Origin of the sequence: Plastoroseomonas arctica, assembly GCF_018128965.1 — a bacterium.
Classification (GTDB): Bacteria; Pseudomonadota; Alphaproteobacteria; order Acetobacterales; family Acetobacteraceae; genus Plastoroseomonas; species Plastoroseomonas arctica.
In genome coordinates this window covers 191677-211770 of record NZ_JAAEDH010000003.1, presented here as the reverse complement: position 1 = coordinate 211770, position 20094 = coordinate 191677, and the positions used below count along the sequence as shown (strand labels likewise).

Annotated in this window: 16 protein-coding genes and 1 tRNA gene; 9 read left to right on the top strand and 8 right to left on the bottom strand. The window is 68.4% G+C overall.

Annotation, left to right across the window (positions count from 1 at the left end):
- Nucleotides 1-31: 31 nt before the first annotated feature.
- The 4 genes from GXW79_RS05060 to ppa all read right to left on the bottom strand — a co-directional run bounded on the left by GXW79_RS05060 (nucleotide 32) and on the right by ppa (nucleotide 5314).
- Nucleotides 32-337, bottom strand: a complete 306-nt coding sequence (locus GXW79_RS05060; RefSeq protein ID WP_211873251.1) for a hypothetical protein — start codon at nucleotides 335-337, stop codon at nucleotides 32-34.
- Between the two features lie 75 nt (nucleotides 338-412).
- The gene (locus GXW79_RS05055) at nucleotides 413-2413 is read right to left on the bottom strand and encodes a protein-disulfide reductase DsbD family protein (protein ID WP_211873250.1); all 2001 of its coding nucleotides are present in this window, start codon (nucleotides 2411-2413) and stop codon (nucleotides 413-415) included.
- A 135-nt stretch (nucleotides 2414-2548) separates the two neighbouring features.
- The gene (locus GXW79_RS05050; RefSeq protein ID WP_211873249.1) at nucleotides 2549-4675 is read right to left on the bottom strand and encodes a sodium-translocating pyrophosphatase; all 2127 of its coding nucleotides are present in this window, start codon (nucleotides 4673-4675) and stop codon (nucleotides 2549-2551) included.
- A 111-nt stretch (nucleotides 4676-4786) separates the two neighbouring features.
- Entirely contained in the window at nucleotides 4787-5314 is a 528-nt protein-coding gene (gene ppa / locus GXW79_RS05045) for an inorganic diphosphatase (protein ID WP_211873248.1), read from the bottom strand.
- Between the two features lie 94 nt (nucleotides 5315-5408).
- On the opposite strand from ppa, the gene GXW79_RS05040 reads away from it, so the two are divergent.
- From GXW79_RS05040 to GXW79_RS05030, 3 genes are all read left to right on the top strand, one after another.
- Nucleotides 5409-6581, top strand: a complete 1173-nt coding sequence (locus GXW79_RS05040) for an E22 family MetX-like putative esterase (protein ID WP_211873247.1) — start codon at nucleotides 5409-5411, stop codon at nucleotides 6579-6581.
- A gap of 87 nt (nucleotides 6582-6668) precedes the next feature.
- Complete coding sequence (locus GXW79_RS05035) at nucleotides 6669-8315, top strand: inorganic phosphate transporter (RefSeq protein ID WP_211873246.1); 1647 nt, start codon at nucleotides 6669-6671, stop codon at nucleotides 8313-8315.
- A 60-nt stretch (nucleotides 8316-8375) separates the two neighbouring features.
- Nucleotides 8376-8448 (top strand) — tRNA-Ile (locus GXW79_RS05030).
- A gap of 59 nt (nucleotides 8449-8507) precedes the next feature.
- Here the strand turns inward: GXW79_RS05030 and GXW79_RS05025 are convergent.
- Nucleotides 8508-8906 (bottom strand): Zn-ribbon domain-containing OB-fold protein, encoded by a 399-nt coding sequence (locus GXW79_RS05025; RefSeq protein WP_211873245.1) that lies wholly within the window; start codon nucleotides 8904-8906, stop codon nucleotides 8508-8510.
- Between the two features lie 7 nt (nucleotides 8907-8913).
- On the bottom strand, nucleotides 8914-10086 hold the full coding sequence (locus GXW79_RS05020; protein ID WP_211873244.1) for a thiolase domain-containing protein: 1173 nt from the start codon (nucleotides 10084-10086) through the stop codon (nucleotides 8914-8916).
- A 140-nt stretch (nucleotides 10087-10226) separates the two neighbouring features.
- Here GXW79_RS05020 and GXW79_RS05015 point away from each other — a divergent pair, with 140 nt between their 5' ends.
- Complete coding sequence (locus GXW79_RS05015; RefSeq protein ID WP_211873243.1) at nucleotides 10227-10994, top strand: SDR family oxidoreductase; 768 nt, start codon at nucleotides 10227-10229, stop codon at nucleotides 10992-10994.
- 79 nt (nucleotides 10995-11073) lie between these two features.
- Here the strand turns inward: GXW79_RS05015 and GXW79_RS05010 are convergent, their stop codons facing one another.
- The gene (locus GXW79_RS05010; protein ID WP_456315827.1) at nucleotides 11074-11430 is read right to left on the bottom strand and encodes an usg protein; all 357 of its coding nucleotides are present in this window, start codon (nucleotides 11428-11430) and stop codon (nucleotides 11074-11076) included.
- A 221-nt stretch (nucleotides 11431-11651) separates the two neighbouring features.
- Here GXW79_RS05010 and groES point away from each other — a divergent pair, with 221 nt between their 5' ends.
- The 4 genes from groES (at nucleotide 11652) to GXW79_RS04990 (ending at nucleotide 15149) form a co-directional block, all read left to right on the top strand.
- A complete protein-coding gene (gene groES, locus GXW79_RS05005; protein ID WP_211873242.1) occupies nucleotides 11652-11966 on the top strand; it encodes a co-chaperone GroES in 315 nt (104 codons plus the stop codon).
- 59 nt (nucleotides 11967-12025) lie between these two features.
- On the top strand, nucleotides 12026-13672 hold the full coding sequence (gene groL / locus GXW79_RS05000; RefSeq protein ID WP_211873241.1) for a chaperonin GroEL: 1647 nt from the start codon (nucleotides 12026-12028) through the stop codon (nucleotides 13670-13672).
- A 246-nt stretch (nucleotides 13673-13918) separates the two neighbouring features.
- Nucleotides 13919-14122, top strand: a complete 204-nt coding sequence (locus tag GXW79_RS04995) for a cold-shock protein (protein ID WP_211873240.1) — start codon at nucleotides 13919-13921, stop codon at nucleotides 14120-14122.
- Between the two features lie 76 nt (nucleotides 14123-14198).
- Complete coding sequence (locus GXW79_RS04990; RefSeq protein WP_211873239.1) at nucleotides 14199-15149, top strand: threonine dehydratase; 951 nt, start codon at nucleotides 14199-14201, stop codon at nucleotides 15147-15149.
- Nucleotides 15150-15197: 48 nt separating this feature from the next.
- Here the strand turns inward: GXW79_RS04990 and GXW79_RS04985 are convergent, their stop codons facing one another.
- Nucleotides 15198-18209: a ribonuclease E/G gene (locus GXW79_RS04985; protein ID WP_211873238.1), complete on the bottom strand. Its 3012-nt coding sequence runs from the start codon at nucleotides 18207-18209 to the stop codon at nucleotides 15198-15200.
- Between the two features lie 585 nt (nucleotides 18210-18794).
- Between GXW79_RS04985 and GXW79_RS04980 the strand changes: the two genes are divergently transcribed.
- The gene (locus GXW79_RS04980) at nucleotides 18795-19925 is read left to right on the top strand and encodes an N-acetylmuramoyl-L-alanine amidase family protein (protein ID WP_211873237.1); all 1131 of its coding nucleotides are present in this window, start codon (nucleotides 18795-18797) and stop codon (nucleotides 19923-19925) included.
- Nucleotides 19926-20094: the final 169 nt, after the last annotated feature.

The window sequence follows — 20094 nt, the reverse complement described above, 5'->3', positions numbered from 1 at the left end:
TCAAGCCGAGCCGGATCGAGCGCATCGGCGCTTACCGGGCCGGGGCGCTCTGCGGCGGCTGGCCGCCGACCGGGGCGTTTGGGGCGCGCTCGCCGGCGGTCGAGGTGCCCATCATGCCCTGCGGCGTGACGCCTGTCGCACCGGGAAGCTGCTGGCCCGCGGCGGCGCCATCGGTGCCGCGGTTGACCGTCTGCGGGCTCTCCGTCCGAGGCGGCTGGGTGGCGGGGCCGACATCGCGGGCGCCGGGGTGGTCGGGCTGGCGACCGCCCGCCTCGGGCTGGGTCTGCGCCGCGAGCGGGGCGGCAAGCGCGAGGAAGAACATCGTCATGCGGATCATGGTCGCCTTACCCCGGCTTTCTTGTGGGAGGCCAACGGCGCGCAGCGTGACGGGTTGCACGCACGTCCAGGCGCCCTACTCGATGGCGCGCAGCAAGCTGCCCTCGGTGAGGATCTGCGGCAGCACGCGCGGCGCGCCGCCACCGGCCGGGTAGAATAAATAGAGCGGCACGCCATCATGTCCCTGGGCGCGGAGAAAACCCGAGATCGCGGCGTCGCCGCGGGTCCAGTCGCCGGTGAGCTCGACGATGCCGCGCTCGGCGAAGGCGCGACGGACGCCCTCGGTGCCGAGTGCCACGCGCTCGTTCACCTTGCAGGTGATGCACCAGGCAGCGGTGATGTTGACGAAGACCGGCCGGCTTTCGGCGCGCAAGGCGGCGAGGCGCGTCTCCGACCAGGCCTCGCCCATCGGGTCGGCGACGGCGGCGGGTGCGGCGGCGAGCACCGGAAGCAGCGCGAGCGCGCCGATCGCCATGGCGCTTGCGACGGCGCGCCCAAAGCGCCAGCCGCCGGCCTGCGCGACGCCCAGCGCCCAGGCGCCGAAGCCGATCAGCACCGCACCGGCGAGCGCCCAGAACACGCCCGTGGAGCCGAGCTGCTCGGACAGCACCCAGACCAGCCACGCCGCCGTGGCGAACATCGGAAAGGCGAGCGCCTGGCGCAACCGCTCCATCCACGCACCGGGGCGCGGCAGGCGCCGGGCAAGCCCGGGCGCGACGGCGAGCAGCAGGTAGGGAAGCGCCATGCCCGCCCCCATGGCGGCGAAGACGGCAAGCGCAGGGCCGGTGGGCATCGCGAGCGCGGCGCCGATCGCGGCTGCCATGAACGGTGCCGTGCAGGGGGTGGCGACGAGGACGGCGAGAACCCCGGTGAAGAATGCGCCGGCATGTCCCGGTGTCGCCGCGAGCCTGCCGCCGGCCGCGACGGGGCCGCCCACCGCGAATACGCCCGCGAGATTGAGGCCGACCGCGAAGATCAGCCAGGCCATGCCCGCCACGAAAACCGGCGAGGTGAACTGGAAGCCCCACCCCGCGACGCCGCCCGCCGCGCGCAGCGCGACCAGCCCGCCGCCGAGAGCAATGAAGGACAGGATGACGCCCGCCGCGGTGCTGACCCCGTGCGCGCGCACAGTGCCCCGCGTCGCGCCCGACATGCGCGCGAGGCCGAGCGCCTTCATCGCCAGCACGGGGAAGACGCAGGGCATGAGGTTGAGGACCAGCCCGCCGAGCAGTGCCAGGCCGATCGCAGGCCAGAGCGTCGTCGCTGCCTGGATAGGCAGCGCGCCGGGCGCCGCGGCGACCGCAAAGGCGCTGCGCTGGCCGCCGGCATCGGTGATGGCGATGACGCCCTCGATCGTGGGCGGGATCGGCTCGCCGCCGCGACGGAGGCCAATCGAGAGCGCGCCGTCGCGAAGTTCGAGCGGCTGCGGCGCGGCATTGTCGATGACGCCCGGGGCCTCGGGGAAGAAGAAGGCCTCGCGCACGGTTGCACGGCTGAGGCCGGGGCCGGTGAGCTCGACGGCGCCGCGGGTGCCCTCGAAGCCGATGCGCATGGCGAAGGGGCCGGCGCGCGGCGCGGCGGCATCGGCGCGGGCGAAGACCGGGGCCGCGTCGGGTGCGGTGCGGGCGGCGGCCTCGACGGGAAGGGTGAGGGTGAAGCGCCCCTCCTCGGGGATGCAAACCTCCTGGCAGACGAGCCAGGTTGCCGTGGCCTCGATCGCGAATGTGTCGCCCGGGCGGAGGGCAGCGGGGGGCGTCACAGCGATGGTGAAGATGGCTTCGCCCTCGTAGCCGAAATTCACCAGCGGACCGTAGGGAATGCGGCTGGGGGCGGGGAACTGCATCGGCGCGGCGGTCGCACCTTCGGGCAGGGCGAGGGTGACCTCCGGCGGCTGGCCGGCGTCGCCGGGGTTGCGCCAGTAGGTGTGCCAGCCGGGCGCGAGCTGCTGGCGCAGCGCGAGGCGGAACGGCACGCCGGAGGCGATGGCCGCAACCTCGGTAACCAGCGTGACGCGAGCGCGGGGCGTCTCTGCCGCAAGTGCGGGGAAGGTCAGAAGGAGGGCCAGGAGACGCCACATGGCGGCAGATATAGGTGCGGCGGCGAGATTGGGGGAGATAATTTCACCCCGGCGCTGGGCAGGCGCCCCCAACCCGCACCAGCAGCCAAAAACAAAAGAAGAGGGTCCGGGAGAATTCCTTCTCCCGGCCTTCCTTCAGCTATGCGCTAGCATCGCCAGCAGCAGCAATGCGACGATGTTCGTGATCTTGATCATCGGGTTCACCGCCGGGCCGGCCGTATCCTTGTACGGATCACCCACCGTATCCCCGGTCACCGCCGCCTTGTGCGCGTCGGAGCCCTTGCCGCCATAGTGGCCGTCCTCGATGTACTTCTTGGCATTGTCCCAGGCACCGCCGCCGGTGGTCATGGAGACCGCGACGAAGAAGCCGGTGACGATGACGCCGAGCAGCATGGCGCCCAGGGCGGAGAAGCCCGCGGCCTTTCCGCCAATGGCGTTGATGCCGAAATACACCACCAGAGGTGCCAGCACCGGCAGCATCGAGGGGATGATCATCTCCTTGATGGCCGCCTTGGTCAGCAGGTCCACGGCGCGGGCGTAATCGGGCTTGTCGGTGCCGGCCATGATGCCGGGCTTCTCGCGGAACTGGCGGCGCACTTCCTCGACCACGGCCATGGCGGCGCGCCCCACTGCCGTCATCGCCATGCCGCCGAACAGGAATGGCAGCATGCCGCCGAACAGCAGCCCGACCACCACGTAGGGATCGGCGAGCGAGAAGGTCAGGTTCCCCATGCCCAGGAAGTAGGGGTAGGTCGCGGCATTGGCGGCGAAGTACTGCAGGTCCTGCGTATAGGCTGCGAACAGCACCAGCGCGCCGAGGCCGGCCGAGCCGATCGCATAGCCTTTGGTTACCGCCTTGGTGGTGTTGCCGACCGCGTCCAGCGCATCCGTCGTCTGGCGGATTTCCTTGGGCAGCCCGGCCATCTCGGCGATGCCGCCGGCATTGTCGGTCACGGGGCCGAAGGCATCGAGCGCCACCACGAACCCTGCGAGCGCAAGCATGGTCGTGACCGCGACCGCGATGCCGTAAAGGCCGGCAAGGTTGTAGGTGATCAGCACGCCCGCGATGATGATGAGCGCGGGAACCGCCGTGCTCTCCATGCTCACGGCCAGGCCGCGGATGACGTTGGTGCCGTGCCCGGTCACGGAGCTTTCCGCGATGGCCTGCACGGGTCGGTAGTTGGTGCCCGTGTAGTATTCGGTGATCCACACGATCGCCGCGGTGACGGCGAGGCCCACGCAGCCGCACCAGAACAACGCCATGGGGCCGAAGGTCACGCCGCCGGCGGTGATCGGCCCGGTGCCCCACATCAGGAAGGTGAGCGGCAGCAGCACGACCAACGAGAGCACGCCGGTCACGATGAAGCCGCGGTACATCGCGCCCATGATCGACTGGTTTGCCGGCAGCTTCACGAAGTAGGTGCCGACGATGGAGGTCACGACGCAGACGCCACCGATGGCCAGTGGATAGAGCATCCCCTCCACCATGCGCTGCGCATCGGCGCCGAAGCTAATCGCGGCGAGAACCATGGTCGCGACCATGGTGACCGCATAGGTCTCGAACAGGTCGGCCGCCATGCCGGCACAGTCGCCCACGTTGTCGCCCACATTATCGGCGATGGTGGCGGGGTTGCGGGGGTCATCCTCGGGGATGCCGGCCTCGACCTTGCCGACCATGTCGCCGCCGACATCCGCACCCTTGGTGAAGATGCCACCACCGAGCCGGGCAAAGATGGAGATAAGCGAGGCGCCGAAGCCGAGGGCCACGAGCGCGTCGATCACGGTGCGGTTGTTCGGCGCGAGGCCGCCGATCACGACGAGGATGAAGAAGTAGACCGCGACGCCGAGCAGCGCGAGGCCGGCGACCAGCATCCCGGTGATCGCGCCCGACTTGAACGCCACGTCCAGCCCGGCCGCGAGCGACCCCATCGCCGCCTGTGCCGTGCGGACATTCGCGCGCACCGAGACGTTCATGCCGATGAAGCCGGCAAGCCCCGAGAGCACCGCGCCGATCAGGAACCCGATCGCGACAGCGAAGCCGAGCCGCCAAGCGACGAGGGCGAACAGCACCACGCCCACGATGCCGATCGTGATGTATTGCCGCTTGAGGTAGGCCTGCGCGCCTTCCTGGATCGCCTGCGCGATCTCCTGCATGCGGGCGGAACCGGCATCGCGGCTCAGCACCTCCTGCCCCGTCTTGACGCCGTAGACGATGGACAGCGCACCGAGCGCGATCACAACGATCAGCCAAACTGTCAGCAAGGCCCGACCTCCCCGATTTTTAGGAAGGCTAGGCTGCCATCGCCCCAAGGGTCCAGCCCATGGGGCCAAAAATAAAAGAAGGAGGTTCGGGAGAAGTCCTTCTCCGGGCGCTTACTTCTTCGCGCGCTCGATGGCCTCGACGATCAGCTTCTTCGCTTCCGCCGCATCTCCCCACCCCAGCACCTTCACCCACTTCCCGGGCTCCAGATCCTTGTAGTGTTCGAAGAAGTGCTGGATCTGCTCCAGCGTGATCGCCGGCAGGTCCGTGGCATTGGCGACGTTAACGTAGCGCTTGGTGAGCTTGGAGACCGGCACGGCGATGATCTTCTCGTCGCCGCCGCCGTCATCCTCCATCCGAAGAACGCCCACGGGACGGACATTCAGGTAGGCGCCGGGAATGATCGGACGCGTATTCGCGACCAGCACGTCGATCGGGTCGCCATCGGCGGACAGCGTGTGCGGCACGAAGCCGTAATTGCCCGGGTAGCGCATCGGCGTGTGCAGGAAGCGGTCCACGAACAGGGTGCCGGCTTCCTTGTCCATCTCGTACTTGATGGGCTCGCCACCGATGGCGACCTCGATGACGACGTTCACGTCCTCCGGCGGGTTGTTGCCGATGGGGATGGCGTCGAGGCGCATGATGACAGGACTCCGGATGGTTCGATGACGGCGCCTCCTAGCAGCGGCGAGGCTTGGCGGCTAGGCTCGCCGCCGATTGAGGGGGAGTGCGGACATGGGATTCCGGTTCATCGTGGCGGCGCTCGCCCTGCTGCTCGGCGCCGGCCTCGGCCCGGCGCGGGCGCAGGAGCTGGTGCAGAAGCAGGTCTTCGAGGCCGGCGCCTACCGCACGCGCAACGGCGGCACCATCGCCAATGTGCGCATCGGCTACCAGACCATGGGCACGTTGAACGAGGCGCGCGACAATGCCGTTCTGATCACGCATTTCTTCTCCGGCAACAGCCATGCCTTCGGCCGGCTCGCGGCCGGGGGGCCGGTCGGCTACTGGGATGCGATCATCGGGCCGGGGCGCGCGATCGACACCAACCGATACTTCGTCGTGTCGTCGGACACGCTCACCAACCTCAACGTGCCGGATGTGAACACCGTCACCACCGGCCCCTCCAGCATCAATCCGGATACCGGGCGGCCCTATGGGCTGACCTTCCCGGTGGTCTCGATGCGCGACTTCATCGAGGTGCAGAAGCGGCTGCTCGACCACCTCGGCGTGCGCCGCCTGGCACTGGTGGCGGGCGCCTCGATGGGTGCGCTGCAGGTGATGGAATGGGCCGCGGCCTACCCGGAGATGATCGACCGCGTGATGCCGGTGATCGCGCATGACGTGGACCCGTGGAACCTCGCCTGGCTCGACGTGTGGGAAGCGCCGATCCGCATGGACCCGAATTGGCGCCAGGGCGACTACTATGGGCAAGGGCGGCAGCCGCCGCTGGCCGGGCTGGCCGAGGCGCTGCGCATCGTCACCCTGCAATCGCGCGACCGCGGCTGGGCGCGCGGCCTCGGCATGCGCGCCGCCGAGGGCAACGACCCCGCGCGCAACATGATGGACCGCTTCGCCATCGAAAAATGGCTCGACGACGCGGCCACCGCGCGGGCGCGCACCTCGGACGCCAACGCCTTCCTCTACCTGGTGCGCGCGAACCAGCTGTTCTTCAACGAGTATGAGACGCCCGAAGCCGCTTTCGCGCGCAGCCAGGCGCGTTGGCTCGTCGTGCCCTCGCCCGGCGACAGGGTGTTCCCGATCGAGGGCGTGCGCGAGATGGTGGACACGCTGCGCCGCGTCGGACGGCCGGTGGCGGTGGCCGAAGTCGGCGGCCCGCTGGGCCACCTGAACGGGGTGGCGGGGATGGCACCGCTCGCCGAGAGGATTCGCGTTTTCCTGGCGGAATGAGTCCCCGCAAGGTCATAAGCGCTTCACACTCCTGGCATCCATAAGAGGCTCTACTTCCTTCGCCGGAATTCTTGAAGGAGAGCAACCATGGATCAGGTCATTCCGGCCGCGCCACTGGCGTCACCATTGCCCAAGGGCACATCCGTCTTCGACCAGAAATTCGGCGGCCAGAGCAGCGGGCCAGTTGCGAAGATCGCGCCGCTGGTGTTCGGCGCGATCGTTCTCGGCGGCCTCGCCTACGCGGTGCTCCGCCTGCTGAGCGACCTGGGTGATTCGCATGAGCTCGGCGCCGCGCCGTTCATCCTGCTCGGCATCGCCCTGCTGATCGCGCTGGGCTTCGAATTCGTCAACGGCTTCCACGACACGGCCAACGCCGTCGCCACCGTGATCTACACCCATGCGCTGCCGCCGCAGGTCGCCGTGGTGTGGTCGGGCTTCTTCAACTTCCTCGGCGTGCTGACATCCTCCGGCGCCGTCGCCTTCGGCATCATCTCCCTGCTGCCGGTGGAACTCATCCTACAAGTGTCGAGCAAGGCCGGATTCGCGATGGTCTTCGCGCTGCTGATCGCGGCGATCATCTGGAACCTGGGCACCTGGGCGCTGGGGCTGCCGGCCTCCTCCTCGCACACGCTGATCGGCTCGATCATCGGCGTGGGCATCGCCAACAGCCTCAACAACGGCGCCGACGGCACCTCGGGCGTGGATTGGACCAAGGCGACCGAGATCGGCTACGCGCTGCTGCTCTCGCCGGTGTTCGGCTTCTGCTGCGCGGCGGGCCTGTTCCTCACCATGCGCTACCTGGTGCGCAAGCCGGCGCTGTACAGCGAGCCCGAGGGCAACAAGGCGCCGCCGCTGTGGATCCGGGGGCTGCTGATCTTCACCTGCACTGGCGTGTCCTTTGCGCACGGTTCCAATGACGGGCAGAAGGGCATGGGCCTAATCATGCTCATCCTCATCGGCACCGTCCCCACCGTCTATGCGCTTAACCGCGCGCCCGACGCGCCGACGACCGCGCAGTTCGTCCAGCTCACGGTCGGTGTCGACGCGGCCCTCGCGCGGCATGCCGGGCCCGCAGCCAACACGCCCTATGTCGGTGATCCGCGCCTGGCCGTGACCGAATATGTGCGCGACAAGGCGCTGCTGCCGGATTCTGTCCCGGCGCTGCGCCAGCTGGTCGCCGAGATCGCCGAGAATGTGCGCCGCTACCCGGAACTCCGCCTGCTGCCCGACGCGATCGTGCCGAACGTGCGCAACGACATGTACCTGGCGAGCGAGGCCTTCCGCCTCTTTGCCAAGACCCGGCAGGTGACCTTCGCCGGCGAGGAAGCGCGCGCGGTGAACGCATACCGCGAACTGCTCAACGGCGCGACGCGCTTCATCCCCGATTGGGTGAAGGTGGCGGTCGCGATCGCGCTCGGCCTCGGCACCATGGTGGGGTGGAAGCGCATCGTGGTGACGGTGGGCGAGAAGATCGGCAAGACGCATATGAGCTACGGCCAGGGCGCCTCGGCCGAGCTGGTGGCGATGGGAACCATCTTCGCGGCCGACATCTACGGGCTGCCGGTGAGCACCACCCACGTGCTCTCCTCGGGCGTCGCGGGCACCATGGCGGCGAGTGGCTCGGGCCTGCAAATGTCGACGTTACGGAACCTGCTGATGGCCTGGGTGCTGACGCTGCCCTGCGCCATCCTGATCTCGGGCAGCCTGTTCTTCCTGTTCCTGCAGATCTTCTGAGAGCAGGCCTAGGCGCAGCGCCATTGCGGCGCCGGCCAAGTCGCGGCAGAAAACGACCATGGGCCTGTAGCTCAATGGTCAGAGCGGACCGCTCATAACGGTTTGGTTGCAGGTTCGAGTCCTGCCGGGCCCATAAAAAAATAAGGCCGGGGAAAGGAATTTCCCCGGACCCCATTCTTTATTTTTGCGATTTTAAGCGGGCGTGAACATGTAGATCGGAGGCGCGCCGTCCTGGGAGGGTTTCCAAACGAGCTTCACCGGCAAACCAATCCGCAGCGCGTCCAGGTCGCAGTCCACGATGTTCGTCATGATCCGCGGGCCTTCGTCGAGCTCTACATAGGCGACGGCGTGCGGCTCCTTCGTCCGGGCGACCGTGAAGGTGTAGATCACGCCCGTGCCCTTGGCCGGCACCAGCTCCACATTGTTCGACAAGGTGAAAGGCGAGCAGCCTCGCGGGTAGAAAAAATGCTCCCCCGTGTCCTTGCACAGACCGATCAGGAAGCGATGCTCCGCCGCCGCCTCCCAGAACGCCTTGTTGGTCGGGTCGATCGCCGGCGCGGGAAGGGCGCGCTCGAAAGCCATGGTGGTCATGTTCGGATCACTCCCGCTCGAGGATGACGGTGCCGCTGCCGTGGCGGATGCTGAGCAACCCACCCGTGCCATGCGCCAGCACCAGGTCGGCATTCTTCACCTGCACGGCCGGGTGCGCCTCGCCGCGCGCCTGGCGCACGGCTTCGATCACCTTGGTCATGCCGCCGCGATTGGCCGGGTGGTTGTTGCACAAGCCCCCGCCATCGGTGTTGAAGGGCAGCTTGCCGACGCCCGAGATCAGGTTGCCGTCGGAGACGAACTTCCCGCCCTGGCCCTTCTCGCAGAAGCCGAGATCCTCCAGCTGGATCAGCACCGTGATGGTGAAGCTGTCGTAGATCGACGCATACTTGATGTCTGCCGGCGTACAGCCCGCCATCGCGAAGGCCCGCGCACCCGAGGCGCGCGCGCCTGAATAGGTCACGTCGATGGTGCCGCCCGCCTGGTGCTTCACCGCCTCGCCCGTGCCGCGCACCTTGACCAGCGGACGCTTGAGGGACTTCGCGATCTCGGGCCGCGTGACGATCAGCGCGCCGCCGCCATCGGAAATGACGCAGCAATCCAGCCGGTGCAGCGGGTCCGCGACCAACGGCGAATTCACGACGTCTTCCACGGTGACCACCTTGCGCAGCATCGCGTGCTCATTGTGCTGCGCGTGGTGCGAGGCCGCGACCTTGATCCAGGCGAGCTGCTCCGACGTCGTGCCGTACTCATACATGTGCCGCATCGCGGACATGGCGTAGGCGGTCGCGACCGTGCGGCCCATCGGGATCTCGAAAGGATCATCGGGCACGTTCACTCCCCAGGAACGCGGCGCGGTGCCGGTCGCCATCGCCTCCGAACGCGGGCGGCCCGCCAGCGTGATGAGCGCGACATTGCACTTGCCCATCGCGATTGCTTCGGCGGCGTGGGCCACATGGATCTGGTAGGAGCTTCCGCCGGTGTCGGTACTGTCCACATGGCTGAGATTGTTGAGGCCCATGTAGTCGGCCATGTTCAGCATCCCCAGGCCGGGGGCGTCGCCAGCGCAGAAATAGCCGTCGATGTCGTCCTTGCTCAGGCCCGCATCCTGCAGCGCGCCATAGGCGACCTCGGCGTGGAGCTGCGCCACCGACTGGTGTTCCGCCTTGCGCGTCGGGTGCTCATAGGCACCGACGATATAGGCCTTGCCGTTGATGCTCATGGCCGGTTGTTCCCGCTTGTCATGCTGCTCCCCTTGATCCAGTCGGCGGAGGGCAGCACAGGGCGCAGGGCCTGTCACCCCCTTGGGCCGCACGGCGCCCCTGCCCTAGGCTCGCGGCTTCACGGCGAGAAGGAAGCGTCATGGCGCAGGCGATGTTCGATCTCACGGGGCGCTTGGCGCTGGTGACCGGATCCAGCCAGGGCATCGGCTTTGCGCTCGCCCGTGGCCTGGCGCAGGCGGGTGCGCGGGTCGTGCTGAACGGCCGCGATGCCGCGAAGCTGGCCGCCGCCGCGCAACGCCTGACCGCCGAGGGACTGGCCGTGGAACAGGCCGCCTTCGACGTCACCGAGATCGCCGCACTCGACGACACGGTCGCCGCCATCGAGGCGGCGCACGGCCCGCTGCACATCCTGGTCAACAATGCCGGCATCATTCGCCGCATGCCCTCGGTCGATGTGACGCCCGCGCTGTGGCGAGAGGTGCTGGGCACCAATGTGGACGCGGTATTCTTCCTGGCCCAGGCCGCGGCGCGGCGGATGATCCCGCGCGGGGAGGGCAAGATCATCAACATCTGCTCGGTCCAGAGCGAGTTGGGCCGCCCGACCATCGCGCCCTATGCAACCTCGAAGGGTGCACTCCGTATGATGACCCGCACCCTCTGCGCCGAGTGGGCAAAGCATGGCGTGCAGGTGAACGGCATCGCGCCTGGCTACTTCGACACGGAGCTGACCAGCGCGCTGGTGCAGGACAAGGTGTTCACGGAATGGCTTTGCCAGCGGACGCCGGCCGGTCGCTGGGGTCGCGTGGAGGAGCTGGTGGGCGCCGCCGTCTTCCTGGCCGCTCCCGCGTCCAACTTCGTCAACGGCCAGCTCTTATACGTCGACGGCGGCATGACCGCCGTGGTGTGAGGCGTCGGTCCCGGGCATCACCAGTAGAAAAAATAAAAGAGTGGGCCTGGGGAAATTCCTTTCCCCAGCCTTGCTTTGTTCAGTGAAGCCGAAGTTCCCCATCGGCAAACCGCAGCTCCGCCTGTCTGGTCAGCGCCGCCGACGCAACGCGCACGGAGTGGAGTGGCCCCTCGATCTCCCGCCGCCAGAAATCCAGAAACCGCGCCAGCTCGGGGAATTCCGGCGCCTTGTCCAGTTTCTGCCAGATGAAGCTCTGCAGGACCGTCGGGTGGTCGGGCATGTGGTAGAGGATTTCGGCTGTCGTCAGCCGCCAATCGGGAATGCGGATGAGGGGTTTTAGTGTCGCCATATCCATTTTCAGCACGGACTGCGTCTCCAGCCACCAGCACCACCCCTGCCCATCAGGGACGTGAGCGGAGAAGAATGACATGGCCATGACGCACCACATCAACAAAAAACGAGTGATCTCAGATCATTAGCACTCGCATTCGGAGAGTGCTGCAAGCGCTTGACGCACGCACGCGTCGGCGTTAGTTAGCTGGCACTCCTTCGGGGGGAGTGCTAGCGGCCGGCGGGCCATTCGGGACGCCGCTCCGACACTCCACAGCCCCCGTCGAGAGACGTGCTTCAATCATGAGGCGTCAGGAGAGAGATCACATGAGCTTTCGTCCCCTGCATGACCGCGTTCTCGTTCGCCGCGTCACCGCGGAAGAGAAGACGGCTGGCGGCATCATCATCCCCGACACGGCCAAGGAAAAGCCCCAGGAGGGCGAGGTTGTGTCCGTGGGTTCCGGCACCCTGAACGACAAGGGCGAGCTGCGCGCCCTGGACGTGAAGGCCGGCGACCGCATCCTGTTCGGCAAGTGGTCGGGCACCGAGGTCAAGATCGGCGGCGAAGAGCTGCTGATCATGAAGGAGTCCGACATCCTGGGCATCGTCGAGGGCTCCCTCGAGGCGAAGAAGGCCGCGTAACAACGCGCCTTCCGCCTGAACGATACTAGCACCCGAACCCAACCAAGAGGTAGAACCACATGGCTGCGAAAGACGTTAAGTTTGGCGCCAGCGCGCGCGAGAAGATGCTGCGCGGCGTTGATATCCTGGCCGACGCCGTCAAGGTGACCCTGGGGCCCAAGGGCCGCAACGTCATTCTCGACAAGAGCTTCGGCGCGCCGCGGATCACCAAGGACGGCGTCACCGTCGCCAAGGAGATCGAGCTCGCCGACAAATTCGAGAACATGGGCGCCCAGATGGTGCGCGAAGTGGCCTCGAAGACCAACGACGTGGCCGGCGACGGCACCACGACTGCCACGGTGCTCGCCCAGGCGATCGTCCGTGAGGGTGCCAAGGCCGTGGCCGCCGGCATGAACCCGATGGACCTCAAGCGCGGCATCGACCAGGCCGTGAAGGTGGTCGTCGAGGAGCTGAAGACCCGCACCCGCAAGATCACCACCTCCGCTGAAGTCGCGCAGGTCGGCTCGCTCTCCGCGAATGGCGAGCATGAGATCGGCGAGATGATCGCCAAGGCGATGGAGAAGGTCGGCAACGAGGGTGTCATCACCGTCGAAGAGGCGAAGTCCATCGCCACCGAGCTCGACGTCGTCGAGGGCATGCAGTTCGATCGCGGCTACGTCTCCCCGTACTTCATCACGAATGCGGAGAAGATGGTTGCCGAGATGGAGAACCCCTACATTCTCATCTTCGAGAAGAAGCTCTCCCAGCTCCAGCCGATGCTCCCGCTGCTTGAAGCCGTGGTGCAGTCCGGCCGTCCGCTCGTCATCGTGGCCGAGGACGTCGAGGGCGAGGCCCTGGCCACGCTCGTCGTCAACAAGCTGCGTGGCGGCCTGAAGATCGCCGCCGTCAAGGCGCCGGGCTTCGGCGATCGCCGCAAGGCGATGCTCGAAGACATCGCGATCCTGACCGGTGGCCAGGTGATCTCCGAGGATCTCGGTATCAAGCTCGAGACCGTGACCCTCGCCATGCTCGGCCGCGCCAAGAACGTGCGCATCGAGAAGGAGAACACCACGATCATCGACGGCGCCGGCGAGAAGGCCGACATCACCGGCCGCTGCGAGCAGATCAAGGCGCAGATCGAGGAGACCACCTCGGACTACGACCGTGAGAAGCTGCAGGAGCGTTTGGCCAAGCTCGCGGGCGGCGTCGCCGTCATCCGCGTCGGTGGCAGCACCGAGGTCGAGGTGAAGGAGCGCAAGGATCGCGTCGACGACGCGCTGCACGCGACCCGCGCCGCGGTCGAGGAAGGCATCGTCCCCGGTGGTGGCGTGGCGCTACTCCGTGCCTCGCTGAAGCTGGCCGGCCTCAAGGGCCAGAACAACGACCAGCAGGTCGGCATCGAGATCGTGCGCCGCGCGATCATGGCGCCGGCTCGCCAGATCGCGGAGAACGCCGGCAAGGACGGCGCCGTGGTCTCCGGCGAAGTGCTGCGCTCGGATGTCTACGAGTACGGCTATGACGCCCAGAACGACGAGTACAAGGATCTCGTCGCCTCGGGCATCATCGACCCGACCAAGGTCGTGCGCACGGCGCTGCAGGATGCGGCCTCGGTCGCCTCGCTGCTGATCACCACCGAAGCGATGGTTGCCGAGCGTCCCGCGAAGTCCTCGGCACCGCAGGGCGGTGGCGGCGGCGGCATGGGCGGCATGGGCGACATGGATTTCTGATCTCCTTCACAGGGGTTCGGAAGACAGGAAGGGCGGCCCGTAAGGGCCGCCCTTTCTTATTGTGCACCGCCACATAACGCGCCTTTTGTTTGACAGCGCCGGCTGCCCCGGATCAGCTTATCGTGCCAACCGTCTTTGGCCCGCCGTGACGTGCCTCGGGATACCGGGTGCCTCCATGACGTCCCAATTCCCCGGTTGCCTGCCCAGGTGATGATCGCCGGGCATAGCGAAAGAGGAGGCAGTCGCATGTCGACAGGTACCGTGAAGTGGTTCAACGCAACCAAGGGTTTCGGCTTCATCGTCCCGCAGGAAGGTGGCAAGGACGTCTTCGTCCACATCACCGCGGTGCAGAAGGCCGGGCTGCAGGGTCTGAACGAAAACCAGAAGGTCAGCTATGACGTGGTGATGGAGCGCGGCAAGGCCGCCGCCACCAACCTCAAGCCGCTCTGAGCACCTCGACATCTCCGATGGAACCGGCGTCGCGAGGCGCCGGTTTTTTCATGCCCGCCTGACAGGAAACGCGCCGATGTTCGACCTGCCCGCACTCGAAGCCGCGGCCGACCTCGTGCACGCCGTCTTCCCTCCGACGCCGCTCATCGCCTGGCCGCTGCTGTCCGAACGCGCAGGCTGCGTGGTCGTGGTGAAGCACGAGAACCACACCCCCGTCGGCGCCTTCAAGATCCGCGGCGGCATCACCTATTTCGACCGCCTCGCGCGCGAGCGCCCCGGCACGCGCGGCGTCATCTCGGCGACGCGCGGCAATCACGGGCAATCCCTGGCATTTGCCGGAGCCCGCGCCGGCATCCCGGTCACCATCATCGTACCGTGCGGGAACAGCACCGAGAAGAACGCCGCGATGCGCGCGCAGGGCGCACGCCTGATCGAACATGGCGCGGATTTCGACGCCGCCCGGATCGAGGCCATGTGCATCGCCACGGCCAAGGGGCTGGAATTCACGCCCTCCTTCCACCCCGATCTCGTCATCGGCGTCGCCACCTACGCGCTCGAACTCTTCCGCGCCGGACCGCCGCCGGATGCGCTCTACGTGCCGATCGGGCTGGGCTCGGGCATCTGTGGCTGCATCCTGGCGCGAGACCTGCTCGGCCTCTCGACCGAGATCATCGGCGTGCAGAGCACCGAGGCGGATTCCTACGCGCGGAGCTTTGCCGCCGGGCAGGTGGTGACAACGGAAACCGCGCTCACCCTCGCCGACGGCATGGCGACGCGCATCCCCGATGCGGCGGCCCTCGAGATCATCCGCCGTGGCGCGAGCCGCATCGTGACCGTGACGGATGCCGCGGTGGCCGAGGCGATCCGCGCCTATTGGACGGACACCCACAACCTGGCCGAGGGCGCTGGCGCGGCGCCGCTGGCGGCGCTGCTGCAGGATAAGGCGCAGATGCGCGGCAAGCGCGTGGCGTTGATCCTGTGCGGCGGGAACATCGACCTGGCTCTGTTTCGCAGCTGGATCCGGTAAGGCGCGCCCGGGGGTCTACTTCCCCGGGCGGCCTTGCTTACCGAAGGGTCAGCGGCGCCACCAGCCGCTGCGCTTGGGCAGCGCGACCGCAGCCTCCGCGTCCAGGACGATCGGCTGGACCGGCGCGGCGGCCACCGGCTCGACCGGTGACGGGGCAACCGGCGCGGCGGCAGCGGGTTCCGGGGCAGCCGGTGCCGGCGCCGGCACCGGCTCGATTACAGCTTCGACGGCGACAGGCCCGGGCGCCGGCGTTTCGGCGACCAGCTCGGCCGACGCCGTGTCGACCGGCGTCGTGTCGACCTCGGCCGGCTCAGGCTCGGGCGAGGCGCCACGCTTCGACGGGCGCGCGGCGGCCTGGGCTTCGGCCGCGGCCTCGGCAGCTTCCATGACCGAGAAGATGTCGTCGATCTGGCCTGCGAAGGGATCCGCCGGCGTCGGGCCCGCGTAGCGCGGCGGGCGCGGCGCGCGCGTGGGTGGCGGCGGCGGCGGCACCGCGATCTCGCCGATCTCGTCGCCGGCATCCGGCTCCGCCGCATCGGACGGCTCGGCCGCACCGTTCAGGCCAGGCGCTTCGCGACCATCCGGACCTTCGCCACGCCGGCGTCGGCCACCCCGGCGGCCACGACGTCGACGTCCATCGCTGGCATCGCCCTTCTCGCCGCCCTCATCCGGACCGGCTTCCGCGCCGTCGACGGCATCGCCCGCATCGCTGGCCTCGGCGCCGTCCAGCGCCTCGGTCAGGGCGACGTCACCCTCGGCATCCTGGTCGGAACCCTCGCCGGATTCGGACGCACCCTCGCCCGGCTGGCCATCCTCGCGGCGGCCACGGCCACGGCGGCGGCGGCGGCGACGGCGGCGCTCGGCCTCCTCGCTCGTCTCGGGACGGGCCTCGGCCGGTGCACCATCGACGGGCGCGGCCTCGGCGGCCTCCTCCTCGGCGATCTCCTCGGGCAGCTCGGGCTCCGGCGCGTAGTCCATGCGCAGCGCCGACGGCGCGGTCGCGACCGCATCCGGCGACTGCGCGCGCACCCGCTCGACGCGGAGGTTCGGCGCGATCAGCGTGTCGTCCGGCTGCAGGAAGACCTGCATGGACCAGCGCTCCTCGATCTGCGCCAGGCGCTCCCGCTTGCGGTTGAGCAGGTACAGCGCGACCGGGCCGGCCAAATGCACGACGATCTCGGCGGAACGGCGGCGCGCGCCCTCCTCCTCGATGGCGCGCAACGCCTGCAAGGCGCTGCTCTCGATGCCGCGCACGAAGCCGCGGCCCTGGCAATGCACGCAGATGACCGTGTTGTGCTCGGCGATGGAGGGGCGCAGGCGCTGCCGCGACATCTCCAGCAGGCCGAAGTGGCTGATGCGGCCGACCTGGATGCGGGCGCGATCATGGCGCAGCTGGTCCTTCAGCCGCTTCTCCACCATCGCATCGTGGCGCGAGGATTCCATGTCGATGAAGTCGATGACGATGAGGCCCGCGAGATCGCGCAGGCGCAGCTGCCGCGCGATCTCCTCGGCGGCTTCGAGGTTGGTGCGCAGCGCGGTGTCCTCGATGTGCCGCTCGCGCGTGGCACGTCCCGAGTTCACGTCGATGGCGACCAGCGCCTCGGTCTGGTTGATGACGATGTAGCCGCCCGAGCGCAGCTGCACGGTCGGCGAATTCATCGCGTCCAGCGCCGCGTCCACGCCGTGGCGGGCGAACAGCGGCGTCGGTTCCCGGTGCAGCCGCACCTTCTGGGCGTTGGCCGGCATCAGCATGCGCATGAATTCGCGCGCCTGCTGGAAGGCGTCGTCGCCCTCCACCACCAGCTCATCCACGTCGCGCGAGAAGACGTCGCGGATGGAGCGCTTGATGAGGTCCGCTTCCTCATAGATCAGCGCCGGCGCGGAGGAGGCCAGCGTGCGGTCGCGGATGGAATCCCAAAGCCGCAGCAGATATTCGCAGTCGCGCGTGATCTCGGGCTTGGGACGGTTGGCACCGGCCGTGCGCACGATCAGCGACATGCCATCGGGCAGACCCACATCGTCGATCGCCTCGCGCAGGCGCTTGCGGTCGGTCGCCGAGGTAATCTTGCGGGAGACGCCGCCCCCACGCGGGCTGTTCGGCATCAGGACCGAGAAGCGGCCGGCGAGCGAGATGAAGGTGGTCAGCGCCGCACCCTTGGAGCCGCGTTCTTCCTTGACGACCTGGATCAGCAGGATCTGGCGGCGGCGGATGACTTCCTGGATCTTGTAGTGGCGCAGAAAATTCGGCGTCGAGCGGCGTTCGCTGCGGCCCTCGCTCTCGCCGTCGCCGGTCTCGTCCTCGCTGGCAGGGTCTTCGCCGCCGAGAAGCTCCGGCATCGGCGCCTCGGGCGCGCGGTCTTCCTCGGCAAGCGCCTCGCTCGCCTCGTCCGCGACGCGCTGCTCCTCGAAGGCGGCATCCTCGGCGGCGGCTTCGGCGGCATCCTCGCGCACCGCATCTGCGGCCTGCATGTCGGCGCGCGCGGCGGCACGATCCTCGGCCTCGTCGGCGAGCGCCTCACCCTCGACGCGCTCGGCATCCATGGCGAGCGGCTGGGCCTGCGGCTCGGCGGGCGCATCGGCCACGACCTGCGCGACATCCTCGGCAGGGTCGGTGATGGCGAAGGGCTCGGCCGGCGTCGCATCGTCGAGCGCGTCGGGCGCCGCTTCGGCCGTGACCGGCTGGTCGACCTGGGCCGGCTCGCGCGGTGCGCGGTTGCGGCGGGCCTCGCGCTGCTGGGCGGCGCGTTCCTCGGCCTCGTCCTCGGCGCGCGCCTCGGCGGCCTGCATCGCGATCAGGCGCTGCCGGTCCGCGACCGGGATCTGGTAGTAGTCCGGGTGGATCTCGCCGAAGGCGAGGAAGCCGTGCCGGTTGCCGCCATACTCGACGAAGGCGGCCTGGAGCGAGGGCTCCACCCGCACCACCTTCGCAAGGTAGATGTTGCCCTTCAGAGGGCGGCGATGCGCCGTCTCAAGGTCGAATTCTTCAAGCCTGGTGCCATCCAGCACGACGACCCGGGTCTCTTCCGGGTGGGCCGCATCGATCAGCATACGTTTGGTCATCGACAGGAATGCTCCGCGCCGCGGGCCGGGCTGCGATCAGCGGCAGGGCCAGGGCGGAATGGGGTGGATCGGCCCGAGCGGAGTCATGGCTGCGCGGCGCGATCATGCGGTCAGCGGCCAAAGCATCCTCCTCTCTCGGTGGGCCAGGGCTGCCTTGAGGGGCAGGACCGGGCCCTGGGTGGGCGCGCCTTCTCCTCGTGCCCCTTGGCCCTGCACCCCGACGCGCCGCGAACGGGCGTGAGGGGCGGAGGCGCAGACGGGCCGGCGGGATGCGTCTCGCACGCTTTCCCGATGATCCACGTCGTGATCGAAGCGGGTGCGCTGCGTTTGCATCGGGTCATCCCGTCGCGGCGAAGGGGGCAGGCGGGACCATTAAAGCTGCGCGACACCCGCTGAAGGGGTACGAAGTCCGCGCGACCATGGCTCCAAGGCGCCTGGGTAAACCTTTCGCCGGCAACGAAAGCCGCCGGGGCTACACACCCTAGGCGCTGCCGCGACAACGGGCAAGCCATGCTGCTGGCTCAACCACGCCATCCATGCCACATCGTCGGGGATTGCGCGCGAATCGGGGAGAATGCGCCTGCGATGCCGGCTGATGAACGCCCAGGGCTGACCCGGCGGCACTGGCTTTTCGCCGGCCTGATCGTGGGCCTGCTCCCCCAGGCCACGCTCGCGCAGGCGCTGCCGCTGCGCATCAGCAACGGCGCCCGCCGGGCTCGCCTCACGCTGATCCTGGGCGCGGGCCAACGCTATGCAATCAACGCGGCGGCCGGGCCGGATCGCCTGATCATCCAGCTTCCGGAGCTCGCCTGGCCGGCGGCGGGACTCCCTGCCCGCGGCGGCCTTATCGCGGAGCTGCGATTCGAACCCGCCGCCTCGCGCCTCACCGTGCTGCTGTCCGAACCCGCCCGCGTGCGGCTGCGCCCTGGGCCAGCAGTGCCCGGCGAATTGCGCCTGGAACTGACGCCGGTCGAGGAGGACGCCTTCGCCCGCCTGGTTCGCGCGCGCGAGCCGTTATTGCGCGGCAGCCTCGCCGCAACCGCCCGCGCCAGGCCGCTGGTGGTGATCGATGCCGGACATGGCGGCCGCGACCCCGGCACCATCGGCGCCGACGGCACGCTCGAGAAGCGCATCACGCTGGCCACCGCGCTCGAGCTCAAGCGCCAGCTCGAGGCTGGTGGCCAAGTGCGCGTGGCGATGACGCGGACGCGCGACATCTTTGTCCCGCTCGCCGCGCGCGTGGACCTCGCCCGCCGCCAGGAAGCGGCGCTGTTCCTCTCTATCCACGCCGACAGCGCGCCGGGCGCGCGCGGCGCCTCGGTCTACACGCTCTCCGACACCGCGACCGATCCGCTGTCTGAGGCACTGGCGCGGCGCGAGAACAATGCCGACGCGATGGGCGGCCTGCGCCTGCCCTCCGTCACGCCCGAGGTCGCGAGCATCCTGCTCTCGCTTATGCGCGCCGAGACCCAGGCCGGCAGCGCGCGCATCGCGCGCCTCGCGGTCAATGAGCTCGGCGAGGCGACGGCGCTGCTGCCCAACACGCACCGCCAGGCCGCCTTCGTGGTGCTGAAATCGCCCGAGACGCCATCGGCGCTGGTCGAGCTCGGCTTTCTGTCGAGCAGCGCGGACGAGGCGGCACTCCGGCGGCCCACGCATCGGGCGCGGCTGGCGCAGGCTCTGGCCAGGGCCGTCGAGGGCTATGTGAGGGCCTAAAAGACTGGGGGAAAGAATCTCCCCCAGACCCCCATTCTTTTGTTTTTATCATTTGGTCTGGCAGCATGGCCAGCACGGGTTCGTTGATGGCAGCGCGACCTGGCGACGCGAACCAATGATCAAAAATGAAAGAATGGGGGTTTGGGGGAAATTCATTTCCCCCAAGCTT

Excerpts from the sequence above, each read along its gene's own strand:
- GXW79_RS05025 (WP_211873245.1), bottom strand. The coding sequence starts at position 8,906 with ATGACCACCATGGCTTTCGAGCGCGCCCTTCCCGCGCCGGCGATCGAC.
- ppa (WP_211873248.1), bottom strand. The coding sequence starts at position 5,314 with ATGCGCCTCGACGCCATCCCCATCGGCAACAACCCGCCGGAGGACGTG.
- GXW79_RS05020 (WP_211873244.1), bottom strand. The coding sequence starts at position 10,086 with ATGAGCATCAACGGCAAGGCCTATATCGTCGGTGCCTATGAGCACCCG.
- groES (WP_211873242.1), top strand. The coding sequence starts at position 11,652 with ATGAGCTTTCGTCCCCTGCATGACCGCGTTCTCGTTCGCCGCGTCACC.
- GXW79_RS05035 (WP_211873246.1), top strand. The coding sequence starts at position 6,669 with ATGGATCAGGTCATTCCGGCCGCGCCACTGGCGTCACCATTGCCCAAG.
- GXW79_RS05055 (WP_211873250.1), bottom strand. The coding sequence starts at position 2,413 with ATGTGGCGTCTCCTGGCCCTCCTTCTGACCTTCCCCGCACTTGCGGCA.
- GXW79_RS04985 (WP_211873238.1), bottom strand. The coding sequence starts at position 18,209 with ATGACCAAACGTATGCTGATCGATGCGGCCCACCCGGAAGAGACCCGG.
- GXW79_RS04995 (WP_211873240.1), top strand. The coding sequence starts at position 13,919 with ATGTCGACAGGTACCGTGAAGTGGTTCAACGCAACCAAGGGTTTCGGC.
- GXW79_RS05060 (WP_211873251.1), bottom strand. The coding sequence starts at position 337 with ATGATCCGCATGACGATGTTCTTCCTCGCGCTTGCCGCCCCGCTCGCG.
- GXW79_RS04980 (WP_211873237.1), top strand. The coding sequence starts at position 18,795 with ATGCCGGCTGATGAACGCCCAGGGCTGACCCGGCGGCACTGGCTTTTC.
- GXW79_RS05010 (WP_456315827.1), bottom strand. The coding sequence starts at position 11,430 with ATGGCCATGTCATTCTTCTCCGCTCACGTCCCTGATGGGCAGGGGTGG.
- groL (WP_211873241.1), top strand. The coding sequence starts at position 12,026 with ATGGCTGCGAAAGACGTTAAGTTTGGCGCCAGCGCGCGCGAGAAGATG.
- GXW79_RS05040 (WP_211873247.1), top strand. The coding sequence starts at position 5,409 with ATGGGATTCCGGTTCATCGTGGCGGCGCTCGCCCTGCTGCTCGGCGCC.
- GXW79_RS04990 (WP_211873239.1), top strand. The coding sequence starts at position 14,199 with ATGTTCGACCTGCCCGCACTCGAAGCCGCGGCCGACCTCGTGCACGCC.
- GXW79_RS05015 (WP_211873243.1), top strand. The coding sequence starts at position 10,227 with ATGGCGCAGGCGATGTTCGATCTCACGGGGCGCTTGGCGCTGGTGACC.